This window comes from Herbaspirillum sp. GW822-FHT03A08, assembly GCF_058801885.1.
Genome location: NZ_JBXANR010000009.1, coordinates 47,489 through 67,942 on the forward strand (window position 1 = coordinate 47,489; position 20,454 = coordinate 67,942).

The 20,454-nt window shown below is 58.3% G+C and carries 18 protein-coding genes; 13 read left to right on the forward strand and 5 right to left on the reverse strand.

Annotation, left to right across the window (positions count from 1 at the left end):
• Positions 1 to 5: 5 nt before the first annotated feature.
• Entirely contained in the window at positions 6 to 407 is a 402-nt protein-coding gene (locus AC1RN6_RS23475) for a bactofilin family protein (RefSeq protein WP_493007883.1), read from the forward strand.
• Between the two features lie 55 nt (positions 408 to 462).
• Positions 463 to 828 (forward strand): iron-sulfur cluster insertion protein ErpA, encoded by a 366-nt coding sequence (gene erpA / locus AC1RN6_RS23480; protein WP_007877914.1) that lies wholly within the window; start codon positions 463 to 465, stop codon positions 826 to 828.
• A gap of 104 nt (positions 829 to 932) precedes the next feature.
• Here the strand turns inward: erpA and hemL are convergent, their stop codons facing one another.
• Together hemL and thiD are read right to left on the reverse strand one after the other, a co-directional pair.
• Positions 933 to 2,231 carry a glutamate-1-semialdehyde 2,1-aminomutase gene (gene hemL, locus AC1RN6_RS23485; protein ID WP_493007885.1) on the reverse strand — a complete coding sequence of 433 codons (1,299 nt, stop codon included), beginning with the start codon at positions 2,229 to 2,231 and terminating at the stop codon, positions 933 to 935.
• 27 nt (positions 2,232 to 2,258) lie between these two features.
• Positions 2,259 to 3,083 (reverse strand): bifunctional hydroxymethylpyrimidine kinase/phosphomethylpyrimidine kinase, encoded by an 825-nt coding sequence (gene thiD, locus AC1RN6_RS23490; protein ID WP_493007886.1) that lies wholly within the window; start codon positions 3,081 to 3,083, stop codon positions 2,259 to 2,261.
• Between the two features lie 95 nt (positions 3,084 to 3,178).
• Between thiD and AC1RN6_RS23495 the strand changes: the two genes are divergently transcribed.
• From AC1RN6_RS23495 to AC1RN6_RS23530, 8 genes are all read left to right on the forward strand, one after another.
• Positions 3,179 to 3,331: a rubredoxin gene (locus AC1RN6_RS23495; RefSeq protein ID WP_034379480.1), complete on the forward strand. Its 153-nt coding sequence runs from the start codon at positions 3,179 to 3,181 to the stop codon at positions 3,329 to 3,331.
• Between the two features lie 159 nt (positions 3,332 to 3,490).
• Positions 3,491 to 3,901 carry a response regulator gene (locus tag AC1RN6_RS23500; RefSeq protein ID WP_493007887.1) on the forward strand — a complete coding sequence of 137 codons (411 nt, stop codon included), beginning with the start codon at positions 3,491 to 3,493 and terminating at the stop codon, positions 3,899 to 3,901.
• 35 nt (positions 3,902 to 3,936) lie between these two features.
• Positions 3,937 to 4,302 (forward strand): response regulator transcription factor, encoded by a 366-nt coding sequence (locus AC1RN6_RS23505; protein WP_493007888.1) that lies wholly within the window; start codon positions 3,937 to 3,939, stop codon positions 4,300 to 4,302.
• Positions 4,303 to 4,342: 40 nt separating this feature from the next.
• On the forward strand, positions 4,343 to 4,897 hold the full coding sequence (locus AC1RN6_RS23510) for a chemotaxis protein CheW (RefSeq protein WP_493007915.1): 555 nt from the start codon (positions 4,343 to 4,345) through the stop codon (positions 4,895 to 4,897).
• A gap of 52 nt (positions 4,898 to 4,949) precedes the next feature.
• Positions 4,950 to 7,163 (forward strand): methyl-accepting chemotaxis protein, encoded by a 2,214-nt coding sequence (locus AC1RN6_RS23515; protein ID WP_493007889.1) that lies wholly within the window; start codon positions 4,950 to 4,952, stop codon positions 7,161 to 7,163.
• 7 nt (positions 7,164 to 7,170) lie between these two features.
• The gene (locus AC1RN6_RS23520; RefSeq protein WP_493007890.1) at positions 7,171 to 11,859 is read left to right on the forward strand and encodes a hybrid sensor histidine kinase/response regulator; all 4,689 of its coding nucleotides are present in this window, start codon (positions 7,171 to 7,173) and stop codon (positions 11,857 to 11,859) included.
• 120 nt (positions 11,860 to 11,979) lie between these two features.
• Complete coding sequence (locus AC1RN6_RS23525) at positions 11,980 to 12,738, forward strand: ZIP family metal transporter (RefSeq protein WP_493007916.1); 759 nt, start codon at positions 11,980 to 11,982, stop codon at positions 12,736 to 12,738.
• Between the two features lie 277 nt (positions 12,739 to 13,015).
• Entirely contained in the window at positions 13,016 to 13,960 is a 945-nt protein-coding gene (locus tag AC1RN6_RS23530; protein WP_493007891.1) for a LysR family transcriptional regulator, read from the forward strand.
• A gap of 14 nt (positions 13,961 to 13,974) precedes the next feature.
• Here AC1RN6_RS23530 and AC1RN6_RS23535 read toward each other — a convergent pair whose 3' ends face one another.
• The 3 genes from AC1RN6_RS23535 to AC1RN6_RS23545 form a co-directional block, all read right to left on the reverse strand.
• A complete protein-coding gene (locus tag AC1RN6_RS23535) occupies positions 13,975 to 14,829 on the reverse strand; it encodes a sulfurtransferase (RefSeq protein ID WP_493007892.1) in 855 nt (284 codons plus the stop codon).
• 8 nt (positions 14,830 to 14,837) lie between these two features.
• Positions 14,838 to 15,752 (reverse strand): DMT family transporter, encoded by a 915-nt coding sequence (locus AC1RN6_RS23540; protein WP_493007893.1) that lies wholly within the window; start codon positions 15,750 to 15,752, stop codon positions 14,838 to 14,840.
• 181 nt (positions 15,753 to 15,933) lie between these two features.
• Positions 15,934 to 17,052: an aromatic ring-hydroxylating oxygenase subunit alpha gene (locus AC1RN6_RS23545; protein WP_493007894.1), complete on the reverse strand. Its 1,119-nt coding sequence runs from the start codon at positions 17,050 to 17,052 to the stop codon at positions 15,934 to 15,936.
• A 223-nt stretch (positions 17,053 to 17,275) separates the two neighbouring features.
• Here AC1RN6_RS23545 and AC1RN6_RS23550 point away from each other — a divergent pair, with 223 nt between their 5' ends.
• From AC1RN6_RS23550 to dxs, 3 genes are all read left to right on the forward strand, one after another.
• A complete protein-coding gene (locus tag AC1RN6_RS23550; RefSeq protein ID WP_493007895.1) occupies positions 17,276 to 17,542 on the forward strand; it encodes an exodeoxyribonuclease VII small subunit in 267 nt (88 codons plus the stop codon).
• The gene (locus AC1RN6_RS23555) at positions 17,539 to 18,450 is read left to right on the forward strand and encodes a polyprenyl synthetase family protein (RefSeq protein ID WP_493007896.1); all 912 of its coding nucleotides are present in this window, start codon (positions 17,539 to 17,541) and stop codon (positions 18,448 to 18,450) included. The genes AC1RN6_RS23550 and AC1RN6_RS23555 overlap by 4 nt, the downstream gene beginning before the upstream one ends.
• Before the next feature lie 122 nt (positions 18,451 to 18,572).
• Positions 18,573 to 20,435, forward strand: coding sequence for a 1-deoxy-D-xylulose-5-phosphate synthase (gene dxs, locus AC1RN6_RS23560; RefSeq protein WP_493007897.1), 1,863 nt, complete (start codon positions 18,573 to 18,575; stop codon positions 20,433 to 20,435).
• Positions 20,436 to 20,454: the final 19 nt, after the last annotated feature.

The following is a 20,454-nucleotide window of genomic DNA, read 5'->3' on the forward strand; positions in this document are numbered from 1 at the left end:
GAATCATGTTGGGACGTAAATCCAAAAGCACCATCGACAGCCTGATCGGCATTTCCACCAATATCCAGGGAGACGTCAATTTCAAGGGCGGCCTGCGTATTGACGGCCATATCAAAGGCAACATCAACGCCGAAGCGGGCCAGCCTAGCGTGCTGGTCATTTCGGAGCACGCCAAGATCGTCGGCGAGATCCGCGCTGTGCACCTGATCGTCAACGGTGAAATTATCGGTGACGTACATTCAGTCGAACTCCTTGAATTACAGCCAAAAGCCCGCATAACTGGAGATGTCTATTACAAGGCTCTGGAAATGCACGGCGGCGCATTGGTGTCCGGCAAGCTCAGCCACGGTCAGACCGAAGAGGCGCCGGTGCTCAAACTGGCGGCTTCGGCTGGCGGCGATGCATGAATTTTCCATAGGCCTTATAATCACTCCATTGTCCGCTGATTAGCAGGAGCTTAATATGAATGCCGTTGCAGAAATTCCAGAAACCTCGATTCCATCGCCAATGATCTTTTCCGACAGCGCCGCCGCCAAGGTTGCGCAACTGATCGAAGAAGAGGGCAACCCAGACCTGAAGCTGCGCGTGTTCGTGCAAGGCGGCGGCTGCTCGGGCTTCCAGTACGGTTTCACTTTTGATGAAATCGTCAACGAAGACGACACCACCATGACCAAGAACGGCGTCCAGCTGCTGATCGACTCCATGAGCTACCAGTACCTGGTCGGCGCAGAGATCGACTACAAGGATGATCTGGAAGGCGCGCAATTCGTGATCAAGAATCCGAATGCAACTACCACTTGCGGTTGCGGTTCGTCGTTCTCGGCTTAATTTGCCAGGATAATCTGACCGGGAAACAACAGTTTCAACTGTTTCTCCAGACGTAAAAAAGGACGCTTAAGCGTCCTTTTTTATTTGCTGCATTTTTTGCATGCTCATTTGATCGCTGCGAAAGCGCCGCGTGCAGCGGTGATAGTCGCGTCAATCACTGCATCGTCATGCTGAGCCGAAACAAATCCCGCTTCAAACGCAGACGGCGCCAAATAGATACCCGCATCCAGCATGGCGTGGAAGAACACGTTGAACTTGTCCTTGTTGCCTTGCATGACTTCCGCATAGCTGGTTGGGACGCCCGGCGCAAAATACAGGCCAAACATGCCGCCGACGGTATCGGCCGAGAACGTCACATCGGCGGCCTTGGCAGCCTCGCAGAGACCGTCGGCGAGCTTGCGCGTCTGTGTGCTCAGCTTAGTGTAGAAATCGGCTTCCTGGACGATCTGCAGCGTTGTCAGGCCTGCTGCGACGGTCACCGGGTTGCCGGACAGGGTGCCGGCCTGATACACGCCTCCCAGCGGCGCCAGATGCTTCATGATGTCAGCGCGACCGCCAAAGGCGGCAACCGGCAAGCCACCGCCGATGACCTTGCCCAATGCGGTCAGATCCGGCGTGATGCCAAACAGCGATTGTGCGCCGCCCAGCGCTACGCGGAAGCCTGACATGACTTCATCGAAAATCAGAATGGCGCCGTACTCGGTACAGAGGCGGCGCATGGTTTGCAGGAATTCCGGTGTTGCGCGCACCAGGTTCATGTTGCCGGCGATCGGCTCAACGATCACGCAGGCGATTTCATTGCCGGCGGCCTTGAAAGCTTCTTCCAGTTGCTGCGTATTGTTGTAGTCCAGCACAAGCGTGTGCTTCACGAAATCTTCAGGTACGCCGGAGGAAGTCGGGTTGCCGAACGTCAACAAGCCGCTGCCGGCTTTCACCAGCAGAGAGTCGGCGTGACCGTGGTAGCAGCCCTCGAACTTGACGATCTTGTCGCGTTTGGTGGCGCCGCGCGCCAGGCGCAGGGCGCTCATGGTCGCTTCGGTACCGCTGGAGACCAGGCGCACCTGCTCAATCGACGGCACCAGTTTGCAGATTTCCTCTGCCATCTCGATTTCGCCTTCGGTCGGCGCGCCGAAGCTCAATCCGCGCGCGGCGGCTTCTTGTACGGCCTGCACGACTTTAGGATGGGCATGACCGACAATCGCCGGGCCCCAGGAGCCGATGTAGTCGATGTAGCGGCGGTCTTCAGCGTCCCAGAAATAAGGGCCCTGCGCCTTGGTGATGAAGCGTGGCGTACCGCCGACGGAGCGGAAGGCGCGCACCGGCGAGTTGACGCCGCCGGGCGTGGTTTGCTGAGCGCGCGCGAACAGGGATTCGTTGGTGGTGCCGGAGCTTTTCTGGTTCATACGAGAATGTGGGAGAAAGTAGTCGGTTCAGTTGGTTTCGTCTGATTCGCGGGCCCAGAAGTAGCGGTCGGGAATCAGTTTGCCCATGCCCAGGCGTTGCGCATGGGCAAGAGCGGCAAGGGTGAATTCCTGTGCTTCGGAGACGGCCTCCGGGATTTCCAGGCCGTTGGCCAGCATGGCGCAGATGGCTGCGGACAGGGTCGTGCCGGCACCGGTAAACGAACCCGGCAGGCGCTGCCAGCTGTCGCGGCGGATGATGCCCGTGTCGTCGAACAGTGCGTTGACGACTTCATGCATTTCGCCCGGCATGCCGGTGACAAAGAGGTACTCACAGCCCATCTCAACGATGCGTGTGGCGTCAAGTTGCAACGCGTCGCCAGGCACCGGCTCGCGCCAGGTTTCCGCCAGGCGGTTAAGCTCGACCGCAGAGGCTAGCATCAGCGTGGTTTGCGGGATCAGCAGCTCGCGGATGGCGATCAGGTTATCGTCATCATCGCCATCCTGTGCGGGCATGGCGGTGATGAAAGGATCCAGAATCAGCGGAATATCGGGGTAATCCGAGACAATCTCGGCGATGGCCGAAATGTTTTCAATACTGCCGACCGCGCCGACCTTGAACGCGGCTACCGGCATATCCTCGAGGATGACGCGGGCCTGATCGGCCATCCAGTCCACATCGATGACCTGAATATCTTCGATACGCGCCGTATCGCTGACCAGCAGCGACGTGATAATGGACAGGCCGTGGCAGCCCATGGCGGCAAAGGTGGCCAGGTCGGCCTGGATGCCGGTTGCCCCGACTGGGTCGGCTGCGCCAAAAGTTAATATCAGAGGAGAAGTTTGGTTTTGCACGACGAGTAGATTAAGATATCTGGTTTACCATTTTACTTGATTGATTTGAGGGATAGTCAGCCGTGAGCGATAGCAAAACAGAATTTAAGACCTGGATGTGCCTGATCTGTGGTTGGGTCTACGACGAAGAGGCCGGCCTGCCGGATGAAGGTATTGCTCCCGGCACGCGCTGGGAAGACGTGCCGATCAACTGGACTTGTCCTGAATGCGGCGCCCGCAAGGAAGATTTTGAGATGGTTGCCCTCTAAACCGGCAATTTATCCTGCAGCAGACGTCTGCTGCATCGGCAGGCCTGCTTTCCCGCCAAATGAGGGGGGAAGGCAGGCCTGTTCCGTTTATGGCCTGATTGTCATTTTGCTATAGTCGGCGGACAGGCCCCTATCGGGCGGCATTCCAGAGGGAAATCGATGTCCGATACTGCACCGCAAGCCCACCTCACTATCCTTGTCATTGACGACAGCGGCACCATACGGCGCTCGGCGGACCTGTTTCTGCGCCAGGCCGGTCACAGGGTTATCCTGGCGACGGACGGTTTTCATGCGCTCGCCGCGCTCGCGGAGAGCAACCCCGCTCTTATTTTTTGTGACATTCTGATGCCCACGCTGGACGGCTATCAGACTTGTGAATTAATTAAAAAAAATGCAAGATTTCATGCAACTCCGGTCGTTATGCTGTCGTCCAAGGACGGGCTGTTTGATCGTGCTCGCGCTGCAGTGGTAGGTGCGGCCGCATTCATGACCAAACCGTTTTCGCAGGATGGTTTGCTGGAGGCCGTCAATACATATGCGAAAGGACGCTACACCGCCGTTGAGTCCTGATCAGCGTATTTTTCAAAGCGTGGAGCAAGGGCTTAATGAGGATAAAGAAAATACTTGTCGTCGACGATTCGCCAACGGATCGATATTTGTTGGCGGATATCTTGATCAAAAAAGGATTCGAGGTTGAAACTGCGGATGATGGCGACGTGGCTCTCAACAAAATACGATTATTTGAGCCGCAATTGATCTTGATGGATATCGTCATGCCGGGGAAAAATGGATTTCAGATCACGCGCCAGATTGCGCGCGATCCTGATCTGAAACATATTCCGGTAATGATCTGCAGCATCAAAGGTCAGGAGACCGATCGCATTTGGGCGCTGAGCCAGGGAGCTTGCGACTATATTGTCAAGCCGGTCAATGCCGACGAACTGGTCGCCAAAATCGCCGCCCTCGCGTAACGAGGGGGCTGGTGCCGGTAAAAGATGGAAAAGAGACGTGATGATGCAAGAGGGTGCAATGATTTCACCGTCGGAACAATGGAAGAGCAACCGTCTGCGTGAATTCCAGGCACGTCTGCTGGAGCGCATGGAGGCCGCGCGCGACGGCTCCGGCATGCGCGACAGCCGTCTCGGCGTCGTCGTGGGGAGCCGGCACTGCCTGCTCGACTTGCGTGAAACCAGTGAAATCGCCAATTTCTTGTCCGTCACCAAAGTGCCGCTGACCAAAGACTGGTATCTGGGGCTTGCCAACGTGCGCGGCAACCTCATTGGCGTGGTTGATCTGGAGCGTTTTCTTGGCGGTGGATTGCAGGCCTCGGGCAAGGAAAGTCGCGTCATCGTTGTCTCTGCGGGTTTGTCTGGAACCAGCGGCTTCCTGGTGTCGCGCGTGCTGGGGTTGCGTCACATCCAGGAAATGAGTTTGTTGCAGGACGCCGGTGAAGTGTCGGACATCGGCGCAGGGCGGCGCTATCTTGATCGCAACCGGCAGGAATGGTTGGAAATCAGCCTCGCCGCCATCATCGGCGACGCGCGCTTTTTGCAGGTCGGTTTGTAACGGCGTGCGCTGCCCGCTTGCCGGGAAACGCAGGTAACAAGGAGTCTCACTTATGGCATTCAAGCTGCCGCAGATGTCAAAAAATAAAACGGCCGCGCCCACGGAAAGTCCGGCGAGTATGGCAACGACCGTCAGCTCCAAGGCAGAAAAATACATGCAGCGCTATCAGCACACGCGCTTGCCTTTCATTGGCCGCCACTCGCTGCGCGCGCAGACACGTATTTTGCTGCTGCTGTTGATCCTCGCATTGATCTCGACGTTTTTCTTTCTGTGGCTGGGATCCAAGCACTACATTCACGCCAGCCTTCAGGCGCACATTACCAGCGATCTGGTCATGCATTCCCAGCGCATCGGTAAAGCCGTACCCAACGCCATTCAAGGCAATCGCGAGGCCTTCAGCCAGCTCACTGAAAGCCGAAAGGAATTTAATCAAGGCATGAACGTGCTGATGCAAGGCGGCGAATACCAGGGCTATACCATTCGCAAGCCGGAGCCGGAGATGCGCACGGTGCTGACTGATGTGCAGAAAATCTGGGGCCACACCGACAAAGCCGCCGCCACCATACTCAAACTGCAACCCGAGCTCACCGGCTTCGGCGCCACCCTGGCGCGCTTGCGTCTGCTATCCCCCAATCTGCTGGATCTCAGCGAACAGATTTCGATGCAGCAATCGCAGGGGGGAAATTCTCCGCGCGAAGTTGCCGCTGCCGGGCAACTGGTCCTGTTGACGCTGCGGCTGGGGCGCAGCGCAAATGAATTTCTGACTTCTGAAGGTGTCAACCCCGAGACGGCCTTCCTGCTCGGAAAAGACGTCAACACCTTCCACGACATCATCGATGGCTTTATGAACGGTAGCGAAATCCTCGGCCTGACTGCCGTTCGCGACAAAGATGTGCGCGACAAGCTGAGCGAACTGGAAAAAGTCTTCGGCGAGTATCAGCCGCTGGTCGCCAGCATCCTCGGCAATCTGCAAAATTTCATCGCTGCCAAGCAATCCGAACAACTGGTCTTTCTGGAGAATGAAACACTCAAGCAACATCTGACCATCTTGCAAAATGATTATCGGCTGGCGCAGGAGACGCGTTCCTGGACGTTCTGGATCATGCTGCTGTCCATGGCGACCGCGTTGATTTGCGGCATTGGTATCTCCTGGGTGCAATTGCAGAGCAGCCGGCGCAATGCCGAAGAAGCGGAATTGCGGCGTCAGGATGCTGAAGCGCAGCGACTGCACGCACAGCAGCAGGAAGAGCGCGCCATGCGCACCAACGCCATCAACCAGGCGGCCATTTTGAGATTGATGAACGAATTGCAGAAAGTGGCGGACGGCGATCTGACGGTGCACACCACGGTATCGGAAGACATCACCGGTGCCATCGCCGATTCTGTGAACTATACCGTCGAAGCCTTGCGCGGGCTGGTCGGCCAGGTCACGCGCACGGCGTCGCAGGTAGCGGCGGCATCGAACCAGGTCCGCAACAATACGCAGGAACTCACCAGCGCAGGCCAGATTCAGGCTCGCCGGATTCTGGAAACCGGACAATCCATGCTGGAGATGTCGATCCAGATCACCGACGTCTCGATCTCGGCCAACAAGTCCGCCGACGTCGCGCGGCATTCGGTGGTGGTGGCCGAACGCGGCGCCAAGGCGGTGGAAGATGCCGTCAAGGGCATGAATGAAATCCGCGAACAGATTCAGGAAACGTCGAAACGCATCAAGCGTCTTGGCGAGTCGTCGCAGGAGATCGGGGAAATTACGGAGCTGATTTCCGACATTACCGAGCAAACCAACGTGCTGGCGCTCAATGCCGCCATCCAGGCTGCTTCCGCGGGCGAGGCCGGACGCGGATTCTCCGTGGTGGCGGAAGAGGTGCAGCGGCTGGCGGAACGCTCCAGTGCTGCGACCCGCCAGATCGGCGCACTGGTGCGCATGATTCAGGCGGATACGCACGATGCCGTTGCTGCGATGGAAAAATCAACCGCGGGTGTGGTCGAAGGCGCAAAACTTTCAGATGCCGCCGGCGCATCGCTGTCGGATATCCGGCGCGTATCCAATCAACTGGCGGAACTGATTCAGGACATTTCTTCTTCCACCGGCAACCAGGCTACGTCCGCCAACAGCGTGGCGCAAAATATTCAGAATATTCTCAGCGAAAACGAAAGCATTGAGGAGCGCCGCGAGGAAGTGATTTCACTATTCAATGAGCTGCACGATCTCGCCGAATTGCTCAAGAACTCGGTTTCTCGGTTCCGGGTAACGATCTCCTGATGCCGCGATGAATACCGATGCCGCCAGCCGTGATTTTCCTGCAATGGAGGCGCGGGGTGCTCCAGATGGCCTGATTCTGCTTGCGGCAGGTTTGAAGGCGGCGATCGTTGAGGCATGCCGTTCGCTGGAAGCGGCAAAGACGAGTGAAGACATTGTTCCCATTCGCACCACGATGCAAACCGTTGCGAAGGCGCTGTGCTTTGTCGATGAGCAGCCGCTGGCAACTTTTGTCAGCGCCATCGATCTGGTACTCGAGGAGGAGAACCCAGAGCTTATCCCCGCCAGAAAAGTACATGCCGCTGTAACGGCTTGTAAGTCCTTGCTGCACTATCTCGAAGAAGTGAATGGAATCTCGGCGCCGTCCACTCTACGGTTATTCAGCATTTATAAAATGCTGCTGGTGGCGAGAGGCCAGGAAAAGCTTCACCCTGCCGATCTGGTTTTTCCAACTTTGCCAACTGGCATTGACGAAAACGACGTGCGTTTCGAGGCCTCCGGCGAGGCAGATCCGGTATCGTCAAATGTAGATCTGGCAGCTTGCCGCACCGGATTCGAGGGCCATCTGCTTAACTATCTGCGGACCGCTGAGATAAAAAGTGATGCGAAGATTCTTCGGTGCATGGCAGAGATTGTCGGCAACGTAGTCAATACACCAGCAGTTACTTCTCACAGGAATTTCTGGCGTGTTATCAACACCGTCGTTACCTTATTTGCTGACGGTGACGTGGAAGTAGATCAGTACGCAAAGAAATTTCTTGGCCAGGTTAATTTACAACTACGGCGCCTGGTCGGTGGAACATGCGAAGGCGATCCGCGACTACTGCGCGAAGGCTTGTTTTTCATCGCACTGGCCCCGGCATCGAATGTCGCAGCAGGTATGATCAAGCAGGCCAATTCTTTGCCTGATCTGCAGCAGACCGACTATCAGAAGTCTTACTATGCGGCCCCCGATCCGGAACGCTCCGCAAGGTTTTTACAAGACCCCCGCGAAACTGCGCTGACGGAATTGGCGACTGCCTTGGCGCGTGTGGAAGCGTTAACGGAGGACAGTTTCAATGGCGAACGCAGCTGGGCCGAAGTTGTAAAAGCAATGCGTGAGCTCGCTGTCATGGCCGGCCGCCTGCAGTTTGACGAATCCGCGACCTTGCTGAGTGCAGATGCTCTGAGCATCGAAAAAATATCCGATGCCGGCGAAGCGGTGACCATGGAGTCTTCCGCGGTGAGAAACACCGTGCACAACCTCGCCGCATTGAGTTTGTCTCTGCCCCTGATGCGGCATGGCTCCGTAATGCCTTATCGAGGCCGACAAGACGATATGGCTGGAGGCGAGAGTGATGTCCTGGTGCCGGTCGTGCAAGCTGAACACGCCGAGAAGGTTGAGCCGCTGGAGCAGGCCGCGCCTGACTTACCCGAAGATGTGGTGGCGGAAGAGCCGGCAGAAGAAGATATCGACCTCGAGTTGCTGGACGTTTTCCTGATCGAGGCCGATGACATTCTGAGTACGCTGGAAAAAGCATTGAATGCTTCTCGTAGTGAGCCCGCCAATATGGCGCACGTCATTGTTCTGCGGCGCGGTTTTCATACGCTGAAAGGTAGCTGTCGCATGGTTGGGCTGAACGCGATGAGTGACGGCGTCATGGCGGTCGAGAGTTTTCTCAATGACTGGCTGGCGGAGTCTGTGCCCGGAGTCGAGACCGATTATGTCTTGCTCGATTATGCAAAACAGGAAGTCGCGGAGTGGGTCGAGGAGATCCGGGAGCGTGGGAAGTCGCGGCGGGATCCCGATGGAATGATCGCTGCCGTCGAGAAAGCCCGGTGGCGCAAAAGCATTGGCATCAAAGAAGAAGCGGCTGAGGCCAGGCCGGCGTTATCCCTTCCGGAGGCTGCGCAATATCTTCGGATCGGCGATGTCGACATTGCCGCGCCATTGCATCAGATTTACTGTGCAGAATCGGCAGACTTGCTGGAGACCATCGGTACTTATCTTGCGCAATGGCAGCGCGCCTTGCCGGAGACGATTGCCCCGGAAATGCTGCGCGCCACGCATTCACTCAAGAGCAGTTCAGCGTCTGTACGCTTTACTGTGCTCCAGATGCCGGCGCAAACGCTGGACGACATCATGCAGAATCTGGAACATTCCGCCGAAGCACTGGATGCGGATATCTGCCAGCAGCTGTCGCAGGTTGTACGGCAACTGCAAGCCATGCAGCGGACGTTTGCAGCTCGCCAGATGCCGCCCGCGCGTGTTGATTTGCAACAGCAGCTTGCGACGTTGCTGACGCGGTTGCAGATGCGCCGCAACGATACCTCGCGTGGCGCGATGGCCCAGGAACAAGGCCACCGGATTGCAGCCGATCCGCCGGAAGAGGATGACGCCGATATGTGCGTCGATCTCATCGATCCGGAGCTGCTGGAGATCTTTCTGGAGGAAGGGCGCGATCTCTTGCCCCTGATCGGCGAAAGCCTGCACAAGCTGCAAAGAACGCCGGATGACAGCGATCTGATTCGCTATGTCCTGCGGCCGCTGCATACCATCAAAGGCAGCGCCCGCATGGCCGGAGCAATGCGTCTGGGTCAGCACATGCACGAGCTGGAAAGCAGCATCGATGAGATCGTACGCAACGGCGTACCGTCCGTCGCGCAAATCGACGATTTGCTGGCGCGCTACGATCGCGGCCTGCAACTTTTTGAGGCGCTGCAGGCGCCGCCGCCAACACCTCTGCCGGCATCGTCCGAGCAACCCGCAGTACAGACGAAACCTCTGCTCCCCGTAACCGGCGCCGATTGGGGAGGCGCATCCGAGGCCGACATCGGGAAGAACATCAGTGCAGCGCCGCTGGTGCGCATCCGTGCCGGCATCCTCGACAACCTGCTCAATCAGGCCGGCGAAATTTCCATTTCGCGATCGGGACTGGAGTCGGAGGTCAACGTGCTGCGCCAGCATCTGGCAGATTTGGGCGGCAACGTCGCCCGATTAACGACGCAATTGCGTGAAGTGGAAATTCAGGCCGAAATCCAGATCGCGGCCTCCAATCAGCGTCAGCCGAATGATCAGCATTTCGATCCGCTGGAGTTTGATCGTTTTACTCATTTGCAGGAGATGACGCGCATGCTCGCGGAAAGCGTCAACGATGTCGCTTCACTGCAGAAGAATTTGCTGGAAACTGTCGATCACACTCAAAACAGTCTGACCCAGCAAGCCAGACTCACGCGCGAAATGCAGCAGGAATTGATGCAGGCGCGCATGGTGCAGTTCCGCGGTGTGGAAGAACGTCTGCACCGGCTGGTGCGCCAGATGGCGAAGGAAACCGGTAAAGAGCTGGAGCTGGAAATTCAAGGCGGCGCCGTGGAGCTGGATCGCAGCATTCTGGAAAAAATGGTCGGTCCCTTCGAGCATCTGCTGAGAAACGCTGCGGCTCATGGGATTGAAACGGTTGAACAACGCCGCAAGGCCGGCAAACCGGCGGCCGGGACGTTATCGCTGGAAGTCAGGCAGGAAGGCTATGAAGTCATGATTCGCCTCGCCGACGACGGACAGGGGCTGGATCTGGCGTGCATTCATGAAAAAGCCGTGCGGCTCGGATTGATCGATGCCGATCAGCAGTTATCGGACGCCGAACTGACCGGCGTCATCTTTCAACCTGGATTCACGACCAGCGCCAACGTGACTACGATTGCCGGACGCGGCGTCGGCATGGATGTGGTGCGTTCCGAGGTTGCGTCGCTGGGTGGCCGCATCAGCATTGACACGGTGGCAGGCAAAGGTGCGACCTTCATCATCCATCTGCCCTTGTCGCTGGCCGTCACGCAAGTCGTGCTGCTGGAATTGGGCGAACAGACCTACGGCATTCCGTCGCTGCTGGTTGAACAGGTCTTGCAATTGAAAGCCGCCGATCAGGCCGACATTTTTCGTGAAGGTACTCTGGACTGGCAGGGCCGCAAGTTGCCGATGCACTATTTGCCCGTCTTGCTGGGCGAAGATCTGGGCGTGCCGGTGCAGCAGACTTTGTCGATTCTGGTCGTCAAGAGCGGCCACGATTTCCTTGCCATTCTGGTGGACCGCATCATCGGCAACCGCGAAGTCGTGACCAAGAACATCGGACCACAGCTGGCGCACATGGTCGGCGTTGTGGGGGCTACAGTGCTGGGAAGCGGCAGCATTGCGCTGATTCTCAATCCTATCCAGTTGGCGCAGCGCCATGGTTACCAGAAAATATTGCGGCAGGTTGAACCGGCCGCAGTGGACAAGAGCAGTGGCAAAAAGACCGTCCTGGTAGTCGACGATTCCCTGACAGTCAGGCGCGTCATGCAGCGTTTGTTGACGCGCGAGGGTTACCACGTCGTGTTGGCGGCGGATGGTGTCGATGCCTTGCATCAGTTGCAAGACATGCGCCCCGACATTGCCCTGATCGATATCGAAATGCCGCGCATGGATGGTTTTGACCTGACGCGCAATATTCGTGACATGAGCAGCACTGCCACACTGCCCATCATCATGATTACCTCGCGTACTGCTTCCAAGCATCGCGAGCGCGCCATGGAGCTTGGCGTCAACGAATATCTCGGCAAGCCCTATCAGGACGACGTTCTTTTGAAAATGATCCGGCATTTGATCGGCGACGAGAGCGAGCAGCCCAAGCATTGGATTGGCGAGGTGTTGTTTGCGTCGTCGCAGGCGGAGAACCCGGGAAAGTGAGCGATTTGCCGAAAAAAAGCAGCTATGGTCTAATCTGCCACTTCTCACCATATCCCGCCATATAGACAGCGCTACCTCTGACGATTGGGGCTACAAATTAATTCCACTCTGATTTCCATCCTGCTTGCCACGACGATTGCCGGAGTGTTCAGCATCACGGCCGCTGCGATTTTTTCGTTCGCGCTGTTGTCGAAGATGGTCGAACGCCTGGTCAGCCTGTCGGTCGGCATCATGCTGTCGACGTCGCTGCTGCACGCCTTACCGGAAGCCTTTGAATCTTCGGCGGAGCCGCACAAGCTGTTCGCCGTATTGCTGGGCGGGCTGCTGGCGTTTTTCTTGCTGGAAAAATTGTCTATCCTGCGGCATTCGCATCATCACGAAGAAGACGGTCACGGCCATCATCACGGCCACGACAAACACGAAGCAGGCAAGGCCGGCTGGATGATCCTGGTCGGCGACGGTCTGCACAATTTCACCGACGGCATCCTGATCGCGGCAGCTTTTCTGGCGGATCCGCATCTGGGGCTGGTGACCGGCCTGGCCATCATCGCGCATGAAATCCCGCAAGAAATCGGCGACTTCATCGTGCTGCTCAATGCCGGTTTCTCCCGTACCCGCGCCTACATCTACAACCTGATCTGCAGTCTGATGGCAGTGCTGGGCGGCGTGCTGGGTTACTTCACACTGGAGCGCGGCATGGAATGGATTCCTTACGTGCTGGTGTTTGCCTCATCCGGTTTCATCTACATCGCCGTCAGTGATCTGATGCCACAAATGCAACGCCGCGCGACGTTGCGCGAAACTATTCCGCAGGTCATCCTGATTGCGCTCGGCGTGGTGATTGTGCTGGTGTTGACCCGCCACGCGCACGCGCATTAAGGGCCAGGATCAGCGCCTGGCGGCGTCCGGACGGGGTTTGACGGGACGGCACATCAGCTTGACGACCACACTGATGAGCAGGCCGAAGAAGCCGAGCGTAACAAGTAGCGTTTCAAACACGATAGTCCCTTTCTTGTCTTTTTTCTAAGCTGCTGCCGGGATGGCGTGCCGTTACTGTAGTCCCGCCGGCACCGCCTGCGCCAATATCAAATGTGCCGTGCTGTTATCTCAAAACGGCATAGCGGCAGGCGCAGGATCGGTTCACAATGCGGACACGATGATTTCATTCAAACAGCTCAGGTACTTTGTCGAGATAGTCGCCGCCGGTAGTTACACGCGCGCTTCCGAGCGTTTGTACATTGCGCAGTCGGCGCTGAGCCGGCAGATCAAGGAGCTTGAGTCGGACATGGACGTCGTGCTGCTGCGGCGCGATGCCAAGCAGGTCGAGCTGACATTGGCGGGGCAGGAGTTCTACGACAAGGCCCGCAAGATACTGGAGGATCTGGAGCACGCCATTTCGCAGGCGCGCTACATTGACAAGGGCGAGCGGGGTGCAATTCGCTTGCTGCACTCCAGCTCGGTGCCGCTGTCGCCGCCGCTGGGGCCATGTCTGAATACGGTACTGGAGGGTTTTCCCGGCGTCACGCTGGAGATTTCGCAAGCGTCGTCGGAACATCAGGCATTGGAGATCGAAGAAGGGCGCGCTGATCTAGGTCTTGCGCGCATTCCTATCCTGCGCAAGCATCCGCATCTGGAAACCGTCACCCTGTACGAGGAAAAGCTGGTGGCCGCCGTGTCGCTGCAGCATCCGCTGGCGCAGCACAGCATCATTGACATCGCCGCCTTGCGCGACGAGCTGTTCGTCTCGACGCCGCATCGCGATCGCGGCGGCCTGAGTTATCTGGTGGCGGAGCGTTGCATTGCGCACGGCTTCTTTCCCAAACCGGCGCGCGCCACTTCGCGCAAGGCCTCGCTGCTGAGTCTGGTCAACGCCAACTTCGGTATCGCCATCGTGCCCGACAGCATGCGCGCTATCGCCGTTTCCGGCGTGCATTTCATCGATCTGAAGGAAGAGGATTTCCAGTCCGCCGTGGTGCTGATGCATCGGCGTGGCGCGTCGGTGATGGTCGATCAGTTTGTGCAGGCTTTTGTTGCGGAGATCGCCGCCATCGCCGTTATCGCCGGATTGTCGGCGTCGCCGAAGGCAGCGACGCCGATCTAGATCAGCAATCTGCCTTAGGGTTGCGGACCGGTAGCAACGGGACGCACCGAGTCGGAACTCCATTCGCTCCACGAGCCGGGATACAGTTTTGCACCCGGCAAACCGGCGATTTCCAGCGCCAGCAGGTTGTGGCAAGCGGTGACGCCTGAACCGCATTGCATGATGGCGGTTTGCGGATTGTCGATCACTGCGCTCCACTCGGCGCGTAGTGTTTCCGGTGATTTGAAGCTGCCGTCGGCGGCCAGGTTGTCCTTGAAGAAGCGATTCTTCGCGCCCGGGATGTGGCCGCCAACGGCGTCCAGCGTCTCGTTCTCGCCGCGATAACGATCTGCTGCGCGCGCATCCACCACGGTCATGGCTTTGCTGTCGAGGTTGTCCAGCACGCCATCGGCATCAATGGTGGTGACCAGCGAAGACTGCTCTTGCAGGTCGCCGCGCGTGGCTGCCGGCATTTCCGTCGTCACTGCGCCGCCTTGCGCCTGCCAGGCTTGCAAGCCGCCGTCCAGCACCGCGACCTGTACATGGCCGACCCAGCGCAGCAGCCACCACAGGCGCGCGGCAAACATGCCGCCGTGGGCATCGTAAGCAACCACTTGGGTGTTGGCATTGACGCCGATGACGCGCATGGCGTCGATGAAGTCCTGGCGTTCCGGCAGCGGATGGCGGCCCTTGAACTTGCCGTCGTTGCCGGCGCCGGACAGGATCTGGTCCAGATGCGCAAAGCGCGCGTTCGGAATATGTCCGGCGCGATAGGCATCAAGGCCGGCTTCAGGGTTGGTCAGGTCGTGGCGGCAGTCGACGATCAGCAGGTTGGCATCGTCGGCGTGAGCGGCGAGTTCGGCAGCGGAAATGAGCGTAGCGTAGGTCATGATTTTTCCTAAACTTCAGTGGCAATCGGATCGATCGCCGGCAGATTCTTCGATGTTTGTTGTGAACGTTGATTGTAGAACGTGGAGACGATGCCGCTCATCAAAATGATGGCGATGCCGGCAAAACCCAGCCAGCCCGGCGCGTCTTTCCAGATCAGCATACCCCAGATACTGGCAAACACGATGCCGGTGTATTGCAGATTGGCCGTGACCAGCGTATTGCCGAGGCGATAAGCGCGCGTCATGGCGATTTGCGCAATGGTCGCCGTCAGGCCGATGGTCAGAATCAGCGCAACGCCCTTGACGCTGTGCGCATGCCAGAACGGCACGCGGCCGGTGGCGATGCTGCCGGCGATTCCGGCCAGCAGGCCGGTGAAAGAAAAATAGAAGACCACCCGATATTCCGGCTCTCCCAGCAGGCCGAGCTTGCGCACTTGCAGATAGACCAGCGCCGACAGCACGCCGGAGAACAAGGCGATCACGCCGCCGAACAGTTCTTCTGAATTGATTGAGGGGCGCAGCAGCAGCGCCACGCCGATGAAGCTGAGCAGCACCGTACCGGCCAGACCCCATTCGAAGCGCTTCTTGCCCTGCCACCAGGCGACGCCGAACAGCATCGCGGCGATCCAGATCGACGACATGTAATTCAGCGTGGTGGCGGTCGCCACCGGCAGCAGGCTGAAAGAGTAGAACCACAGCCACAGCGAGATCACGCCGACGCCGCCGCGGATGATGTGGTCGCGCGGGTAGGGGGTCTTCAGTGTGCCGCCCTTGATGCTGATCAGGCCGTAGATGAAGCTGACGCCGACGATGCCGCGGCAGAGCACGATTTCAGCGGTGGAGTAGTGATCGCCGGCCAGCTTGACGCAGACGCCCATGATGGAAAACAGGAAGGAAGCAACAAGCATCCAGAGGGATTGCATGACGGTACTCTATTCAAAAACGATGACAAAAAAACAGGCAGCGCGAGCTGGTGCCGGCGCTGCCTTCGGATATTGCGTTAGTCGGAGGTGATGCAGAATTCGTCTGAAATTATGGATGTCATGAAGCTACATCGTGACCATCGCATCTTCGGTGCTTTCTGCATGTCTGCTCCTGAGAGATTCAGTTTTCCTGCACTGCGATCTGCGACCGGTACCATTCATGGAAGTGCTGCATGCCGTCTTCCATCGGCGATTGGTACGGACCGACTTCACTGGTGCCGCGATCCATCAGTATACGCCGACCTGCATCCATGCGCAGGGCGATCTCGTCGTCCTCGACACAGGTTTCCATGTAGGCGGCGCGTTCGGCTTCGACCATCTCGCGTTCGAACAGTGCGATTTCCTCCGGATAGTAGAACTCGACGACGTTGGTGGTCTTCTGCGGGCCGCTCGGCCACAGCGTCGACACCACCAGCACATGCGGATACCACTCGACCATGATGTTCGGATACAGCGTCAGCCAGATCGCGCCGTACTTCGGCGGCTGGCCGTTGCCGAAGCGCAGCACCTGCTCCTGCCACTTCTTGTAGGTCGGCGAACCCGACTTGGCCAGGCCGTGATTGACGCCCACGGTCTGCACGCTGTAGTTCTTGCCGAATTCCCACTTCAGGTCGTCGCAGCTGACGAAGCTGCCGAGGCCGGGATGGAAGGGTTCGACGTGATAGTCTTCCAGATAGACTTCGATGAAAGTCTTCCAGTTGTAATCGCATTCGTGAACTTCGACGTGATCGAACAGATAGCCGGAGAAATCCAGATCCTTGCTCACGCCCAGTTGCCGCAATTGCGCCGCGACGTCGACGCCGTCCTTGCCATTGTTTTCGAACAGCAGGCCGTTCCAGTTTTGCAGAGGCGTTTTGGACAGGTTCAGGCACGGCGTTTCGCCGAAATGCGGCGCGCCGATCAGATCACCCTTGAGGTCGTAGGTCCAACGATGCAGCGGGCAGACGATATTGCGCGCATTGCCGCGGCCGTCCAGCATTTTGGCCTGACGATGGCGACAGACGTTGGAAAGCAGATCGATGCCTTGCGCGTTGCGCACCAGCATGCGACCTTCGTTTTCCCATGGCAGCGTTGCATAGTCGCCGACATTGGGCACCATCAATTCATGGCCGGCGTAACGCGGGCCCTTCTGAAACAATTGGTGAATTTCGCGCTTGAAAAGCGCCGCGTCAAAATAGACGTCTACTGGCAATTGCGCGTTTGAGCGCGCCAGTTTGGCAAAAGTAGCAAGATCGGACATCCCCGCCCCCAAATTAATTTGCACCAACCTAAGAGAGAAAGAATCCGCAAAAACCTGGGTTCAAATAATATGAAGAGGAAATTTTGGACAGAACCGCGGATAGTACCATAAAACCGGGGTATCTGGGGCGTTCGACCGCGTAAATGAGGATCAAATTCGCGGTCGGACGCCTATCTGTGGCGGTTTGCACTAAAATAACGGGCTATATTCGAAAATAGCCACTATGCCAAAGAATCCTGTCAAAGCCAGCTCGCCCGCCTCGTTTGAAGAAGCGATGGAAGAGCTGGAACAACTGGTCGTCCAGATGGAAGCGGGCGAACTGCCGCTGGAAGCTTCCGTCGCGGCATACAAGCGGGGCGCCGAACTGGTCAAGTTCTGCGCCGCCCAGCTGGACAAGGTCGACAGCCAGGTCAAAGTACTCGAAGGCGACATGCTCAAGCCGCTGGCCGGCGGTGTCGCCGGTTCTGCCGATGATGAGGATCGAGAATGAACGCCAGAATCGGTGCCACTTCGTCCTTTCTGGACTGGATGCAACATATCCAGTCGGGCATGGAAACCACGCTCGACACCTACCTGCCGCCGGAAGCCCACATGCCGGCCCGCCTGCATCAGGCCATGCGCTACACGGCGCTGGACGGCGGCAAGCGCGTGCGGCCGTTGCTGGTCTATGCCGCCGGTGAACTGTTCGATGCTTCGGAGCAACTGCTGGCGCGTTCCGCTGCCGCGGTGGAAATGATTCACGTCTATTCGCTGGTGCATGACGATATGCCTTGCATGGATGACGATGCCTTGCGCCGCGGCAAGCCCACCGTTCACGTGAAATACGACGAAGCGACTGCCTTGCTGGTCGGTGACGCCTTGCAGGCGCAGGCGTTTGCCGTGCTGGCGGAGATCGTTGATGAACAGCAGGCCGCGCGTCAGCTGAAGATGGTGCATCTGCTGGCCGAGGTCGCAGGTTCGGCAGGCATGTGCGGCGGTCAGGCCATCGATCTGGCCAGTGTGGGCATGACTTTGTCGCTGGCGGAACTGGAGCAGATGCACAGGCTCAAAACAGGAGCGCTGTTGCGCGCATCGATTTTGCTCGGCGCCTACAGCGGCAAGTTGCTGTCGACGGCGGAAACGGCCGCGTTGGAAGCCTACGCCGGCGCCATCGGTCTGGCGTTTCAGGTGGTGGACGATATTCTCGACGCGACGGCGGATTCCGCTACGCTCGGCAAGACTGCTGGCAAGGATGCCGCCGACAACAAGCCGACCTACGTATCGATCCTCGGTCTGAGCGAATCGCAGGCGCTGGCGGAAAAGCTGCGCGGCGATGCGCATCGGGCCTTGGAGCAGTTCGGCGACAAGGCGCGCCGCCTGCATGAGCTGGCCGATCTGATCGTGCAGCGCAAGGCATAGCAAAGATAGCGAAGAGAACAAAGAGTACGCAAAGAGTACGAAGAGTGCAGTGACCGCAGCAAAACAACATGACCCGGCCCACGCCATCTTCGCAGTAGCAAATTAACGGTGATCAACCCAGCATGCTTAATACGATAAACAGTCCAGCCGATCTGCGGCAACTCCCGCGCACCCAGTTGAAGCCATTGGCTGACGAGCTGCGCGCCTTCGTGCTCGATTCGGTATCGAAGACCGGCGGACATCTTTCGTCCAATCTCGGTACGGTGGAATTGACGATTGCCTTGCACTACGTCTTCAACACGCCGGAAGACCGCATCGTCTGGGACGTCGGCCATCAGACCTATCCGCACAAGATCCTCACCGGCCGCCGCGACCAGATGTCGACGCTGCGCCAGTTCGACGGCATCTCCGGTTTCCCGCGCCGCGCCGAGAGCGAGTACGACACCTTCGGCACCGCGCACTCATCGACTTCCATTTCCGCCGCGCTGGGTATGGCGCTGGCCGCCAAGACCAAGGGCGAAGACCGCCACGCCATCGCCGTCATCGGCGACGGCGCGATGACTGCCGGCATGGCATTCGAAGCGATGAACAACGCCGGCATCTGCGAAGACGTCAATCTGCTGGTGATCCTCAACGACAACGACATGTCGATTTCGCCGCCCGTCGGCGCGCTCAATCGCTACCTGGCACGGCTGATGTCCGGGCAGTTTTACGCCAAGGCCAAGAACGTCGGCAAGTCCATGCTGCCGGCGCCGATGCTGGAGCTGGCCAAGCGCCTCGAAGAACACGCCAAGGGCATGATCGTCCCGGCCACCATGTTCGAAGAATTCGGTTTCAACTACATCGGCCCGATCGACGGCCACGATCTCGATTCGCTGATCCCGACGCTGCAAAACCTGAAAAACCTCAAAGGCCCGCAGTTCCTGCACGTGGTCACCAAAAAAGGCCAGGGCTACAAGCTGGCCGAAGCCGATCCGGTGCTGTACCACGGTCCCGGCAAGTTCAATCCGGCCGAAGGCATCAAGCCGGCTGCGGCCAGCAAACTGACCTACACGCAAGTCTTCGGCGAATGGCTGTGCGACATGGCCGCGCAGGACAAGACCCTGGTCGGCATCACGCCGGCGATGCGCGAAGGTTCGGGCATGGTCAAGTTCGAACAGAAATTCCCCGATCGCTATTACGACGTCGGCATCGCTGAACAACATGCCGTGACCTTTGCCGCCGGTATGGCCTGCGAGGGGTTGAAGCCGGTCGTGGCGATTTACTCGACCTTCCTGCAACGCGCCTACGATCAACTGATTCATGACGTCGCGCTGCAAAATCTGGACGTGACGTTTGCGCTGGACCGTGCCGGCCTGGTCGGCGCCGACGGCGCCACGCACGCGGGCAATTACGATCTGGCTTTCCTGCGCTGTATCCCGAACATGGTCGTCATGGCGGCGTCGGATGAAAACGAATGCCGTCAGATGCTGTCGACTGCGTTCGAATACAAAGGTCCGGCGTCCGTGCGCTATCCGCGCGGTTCCGGCACCGGCGTAGCAGTCGAGAAAACATTGACTACCATCCCGCTGGGCAAGGGCGAAGTGCGCCGGGAAGGCAAGGGCATCGCGATTCTCGCATTCGGCACCATGGTGGCGCCGGCGCTGACCGCGGGCGATCAGCTCAATGCGACGGTCGCCAACATGCGTTTCATCAAACCGTTGGACGTCGAACTGGTCAGGCAACTCGCCGCCAGCCATGACGCGCTGGTGACGGTGGAAGAGGGCTGCGTCATGGGCGGCGCCGGTGCTGCGGTGGCAGAAGCGCTGGCCGAAGCCGGCATCGTCAAGCCTTTGCTGCATCTGGGTTTGCCGGACCGCTTCATCGATCATGGCGATGCAACGCAGCTGCTGGCTGCTTGCGGCCTTGACGGTGCAGGTATTGCGGCATCGATCGTGCAGCGCTTCGGCAAGGATGAGCCGCGTCTGGTGGTCAACAACGCTTGAGTAGTTTTTGAGTACGAGA

Excerpts from the sequence above, each read along its gene's own strand:
- AC1RN6_RS23555 (WP_493007896.1), top strand. The coding sequence starts at position 17,539 with ATGAACGCCAGAATCGGTGCCACTTCGTCCTTTCTGGACTGGATGCAA.
- AC1RN6_RS23475 (WP_493007883.1), top strand. The coding sequence starts at position 6 with ATGTTGGGACGTAAATCCAAAAGCACCATCGACAGCCTGATCGGCATT.
- AC1RN6_RS23495 (WP_034379480.1), top strand. The coding sequence starts at position 3,179 with ATGTGCCTGATCTGTGGTTGGGTCTACGACGAAGAGGCCGGCCTGCCG.
- AC1RN6_RS23520 (WP_493007890.1), top strand. The coding sequence starts at position 7,171 with ATGAATACCGATGCCGCCAGCCGTGATTTTCCTGCAATGGAGGCGCGG.
- AC1RN6_RS23500 (WP_493007887.1), top strand. The coding sequence starts at position 3,491 with ATGTCCGATACTGCACCGCAAGCCCACCTCACTATCCTTGTCATTGAC.
- AC1RN6_RS23530 (WP_493007891.1), top strand. The coding sequence starts at position 13,016 with ATGATTTCATTCAAACAGCTCAGGTACTTTGTCGAGATAGTCGCCGCC.
- AC1RN6_RS23505 (WP_493007888.1), top strand. The coding sequence starts at position 3,937 with ATGAGGATAAAGAAAATACTTGTCGTCGACGATTCGCCAACGGATCGA.
- AC1RN6_RS23515 (WP_493007889.1), top strand. The coding sequence starts at position 4,950 with ATGGCATTCAAGCTGCCGCAGATGTCAAAAAATAAAACGGCCGCGCCC.
- dxs (WP_493007897.1), top strand. The coding sequence starts at position 18,573 with ATGCTTAATACGATAAACAGTCCAGCCGATCTGCGGCAACTCCCGCGC.
- AC1RN6_RS23510 (WP_493007915.1), top strand. The coding sequence starts at position 4,343 with ATGATGCAAGAGGGTGCAATGATTTCACCGTCGGAACAATGGAAGAGC.
- erpA (WP_007877914.1), top strand. The coding sequence starts at position 463 with ATGAATGCCGTTGCAGAAATTCCAGAAACCTCGATTCCATCGCCAATG.
- AC1RN6_RS23550 (WP_493007895.1), top strand. The coding sequence starts at position 17,276 with ATGCCAAAGAATCCTGTCAAAGCCAGCTCGCCCGCCTCGTTTGAAGAA.
- AC1RN6_RS23540 (WP_493007893.1), bottom strand. The coding sequence starts at position 15,752 with ATGCAATCCCTCTGGATGCTTGTTGCTTCCTTCCTGTTTTCCATCATG.
- hemL (WP_493007885.1), bottom strand. The coding sequence starts at position 2,231 with ATGAACCAGAAAAGCTCCGGCACCACCAACGAATCCCTGTTCGCGCGC.
- AC1RN6_RS23545 (WP_493007894.1), bottom strand. The coding sequence starts at position 17,052 with ATGTCCGATCTTGCTACTTTTGCCAAACTGGCGCGCTCAAACGCGCAA.
- AC1RN6_RS23535 (WP_493007892.1), bottom strand. The coding sequence starts at position 14,829 with ATGACCTACGCTACGCTCATTTCCGCTGCCGAACTCGCCGCTCACGCC.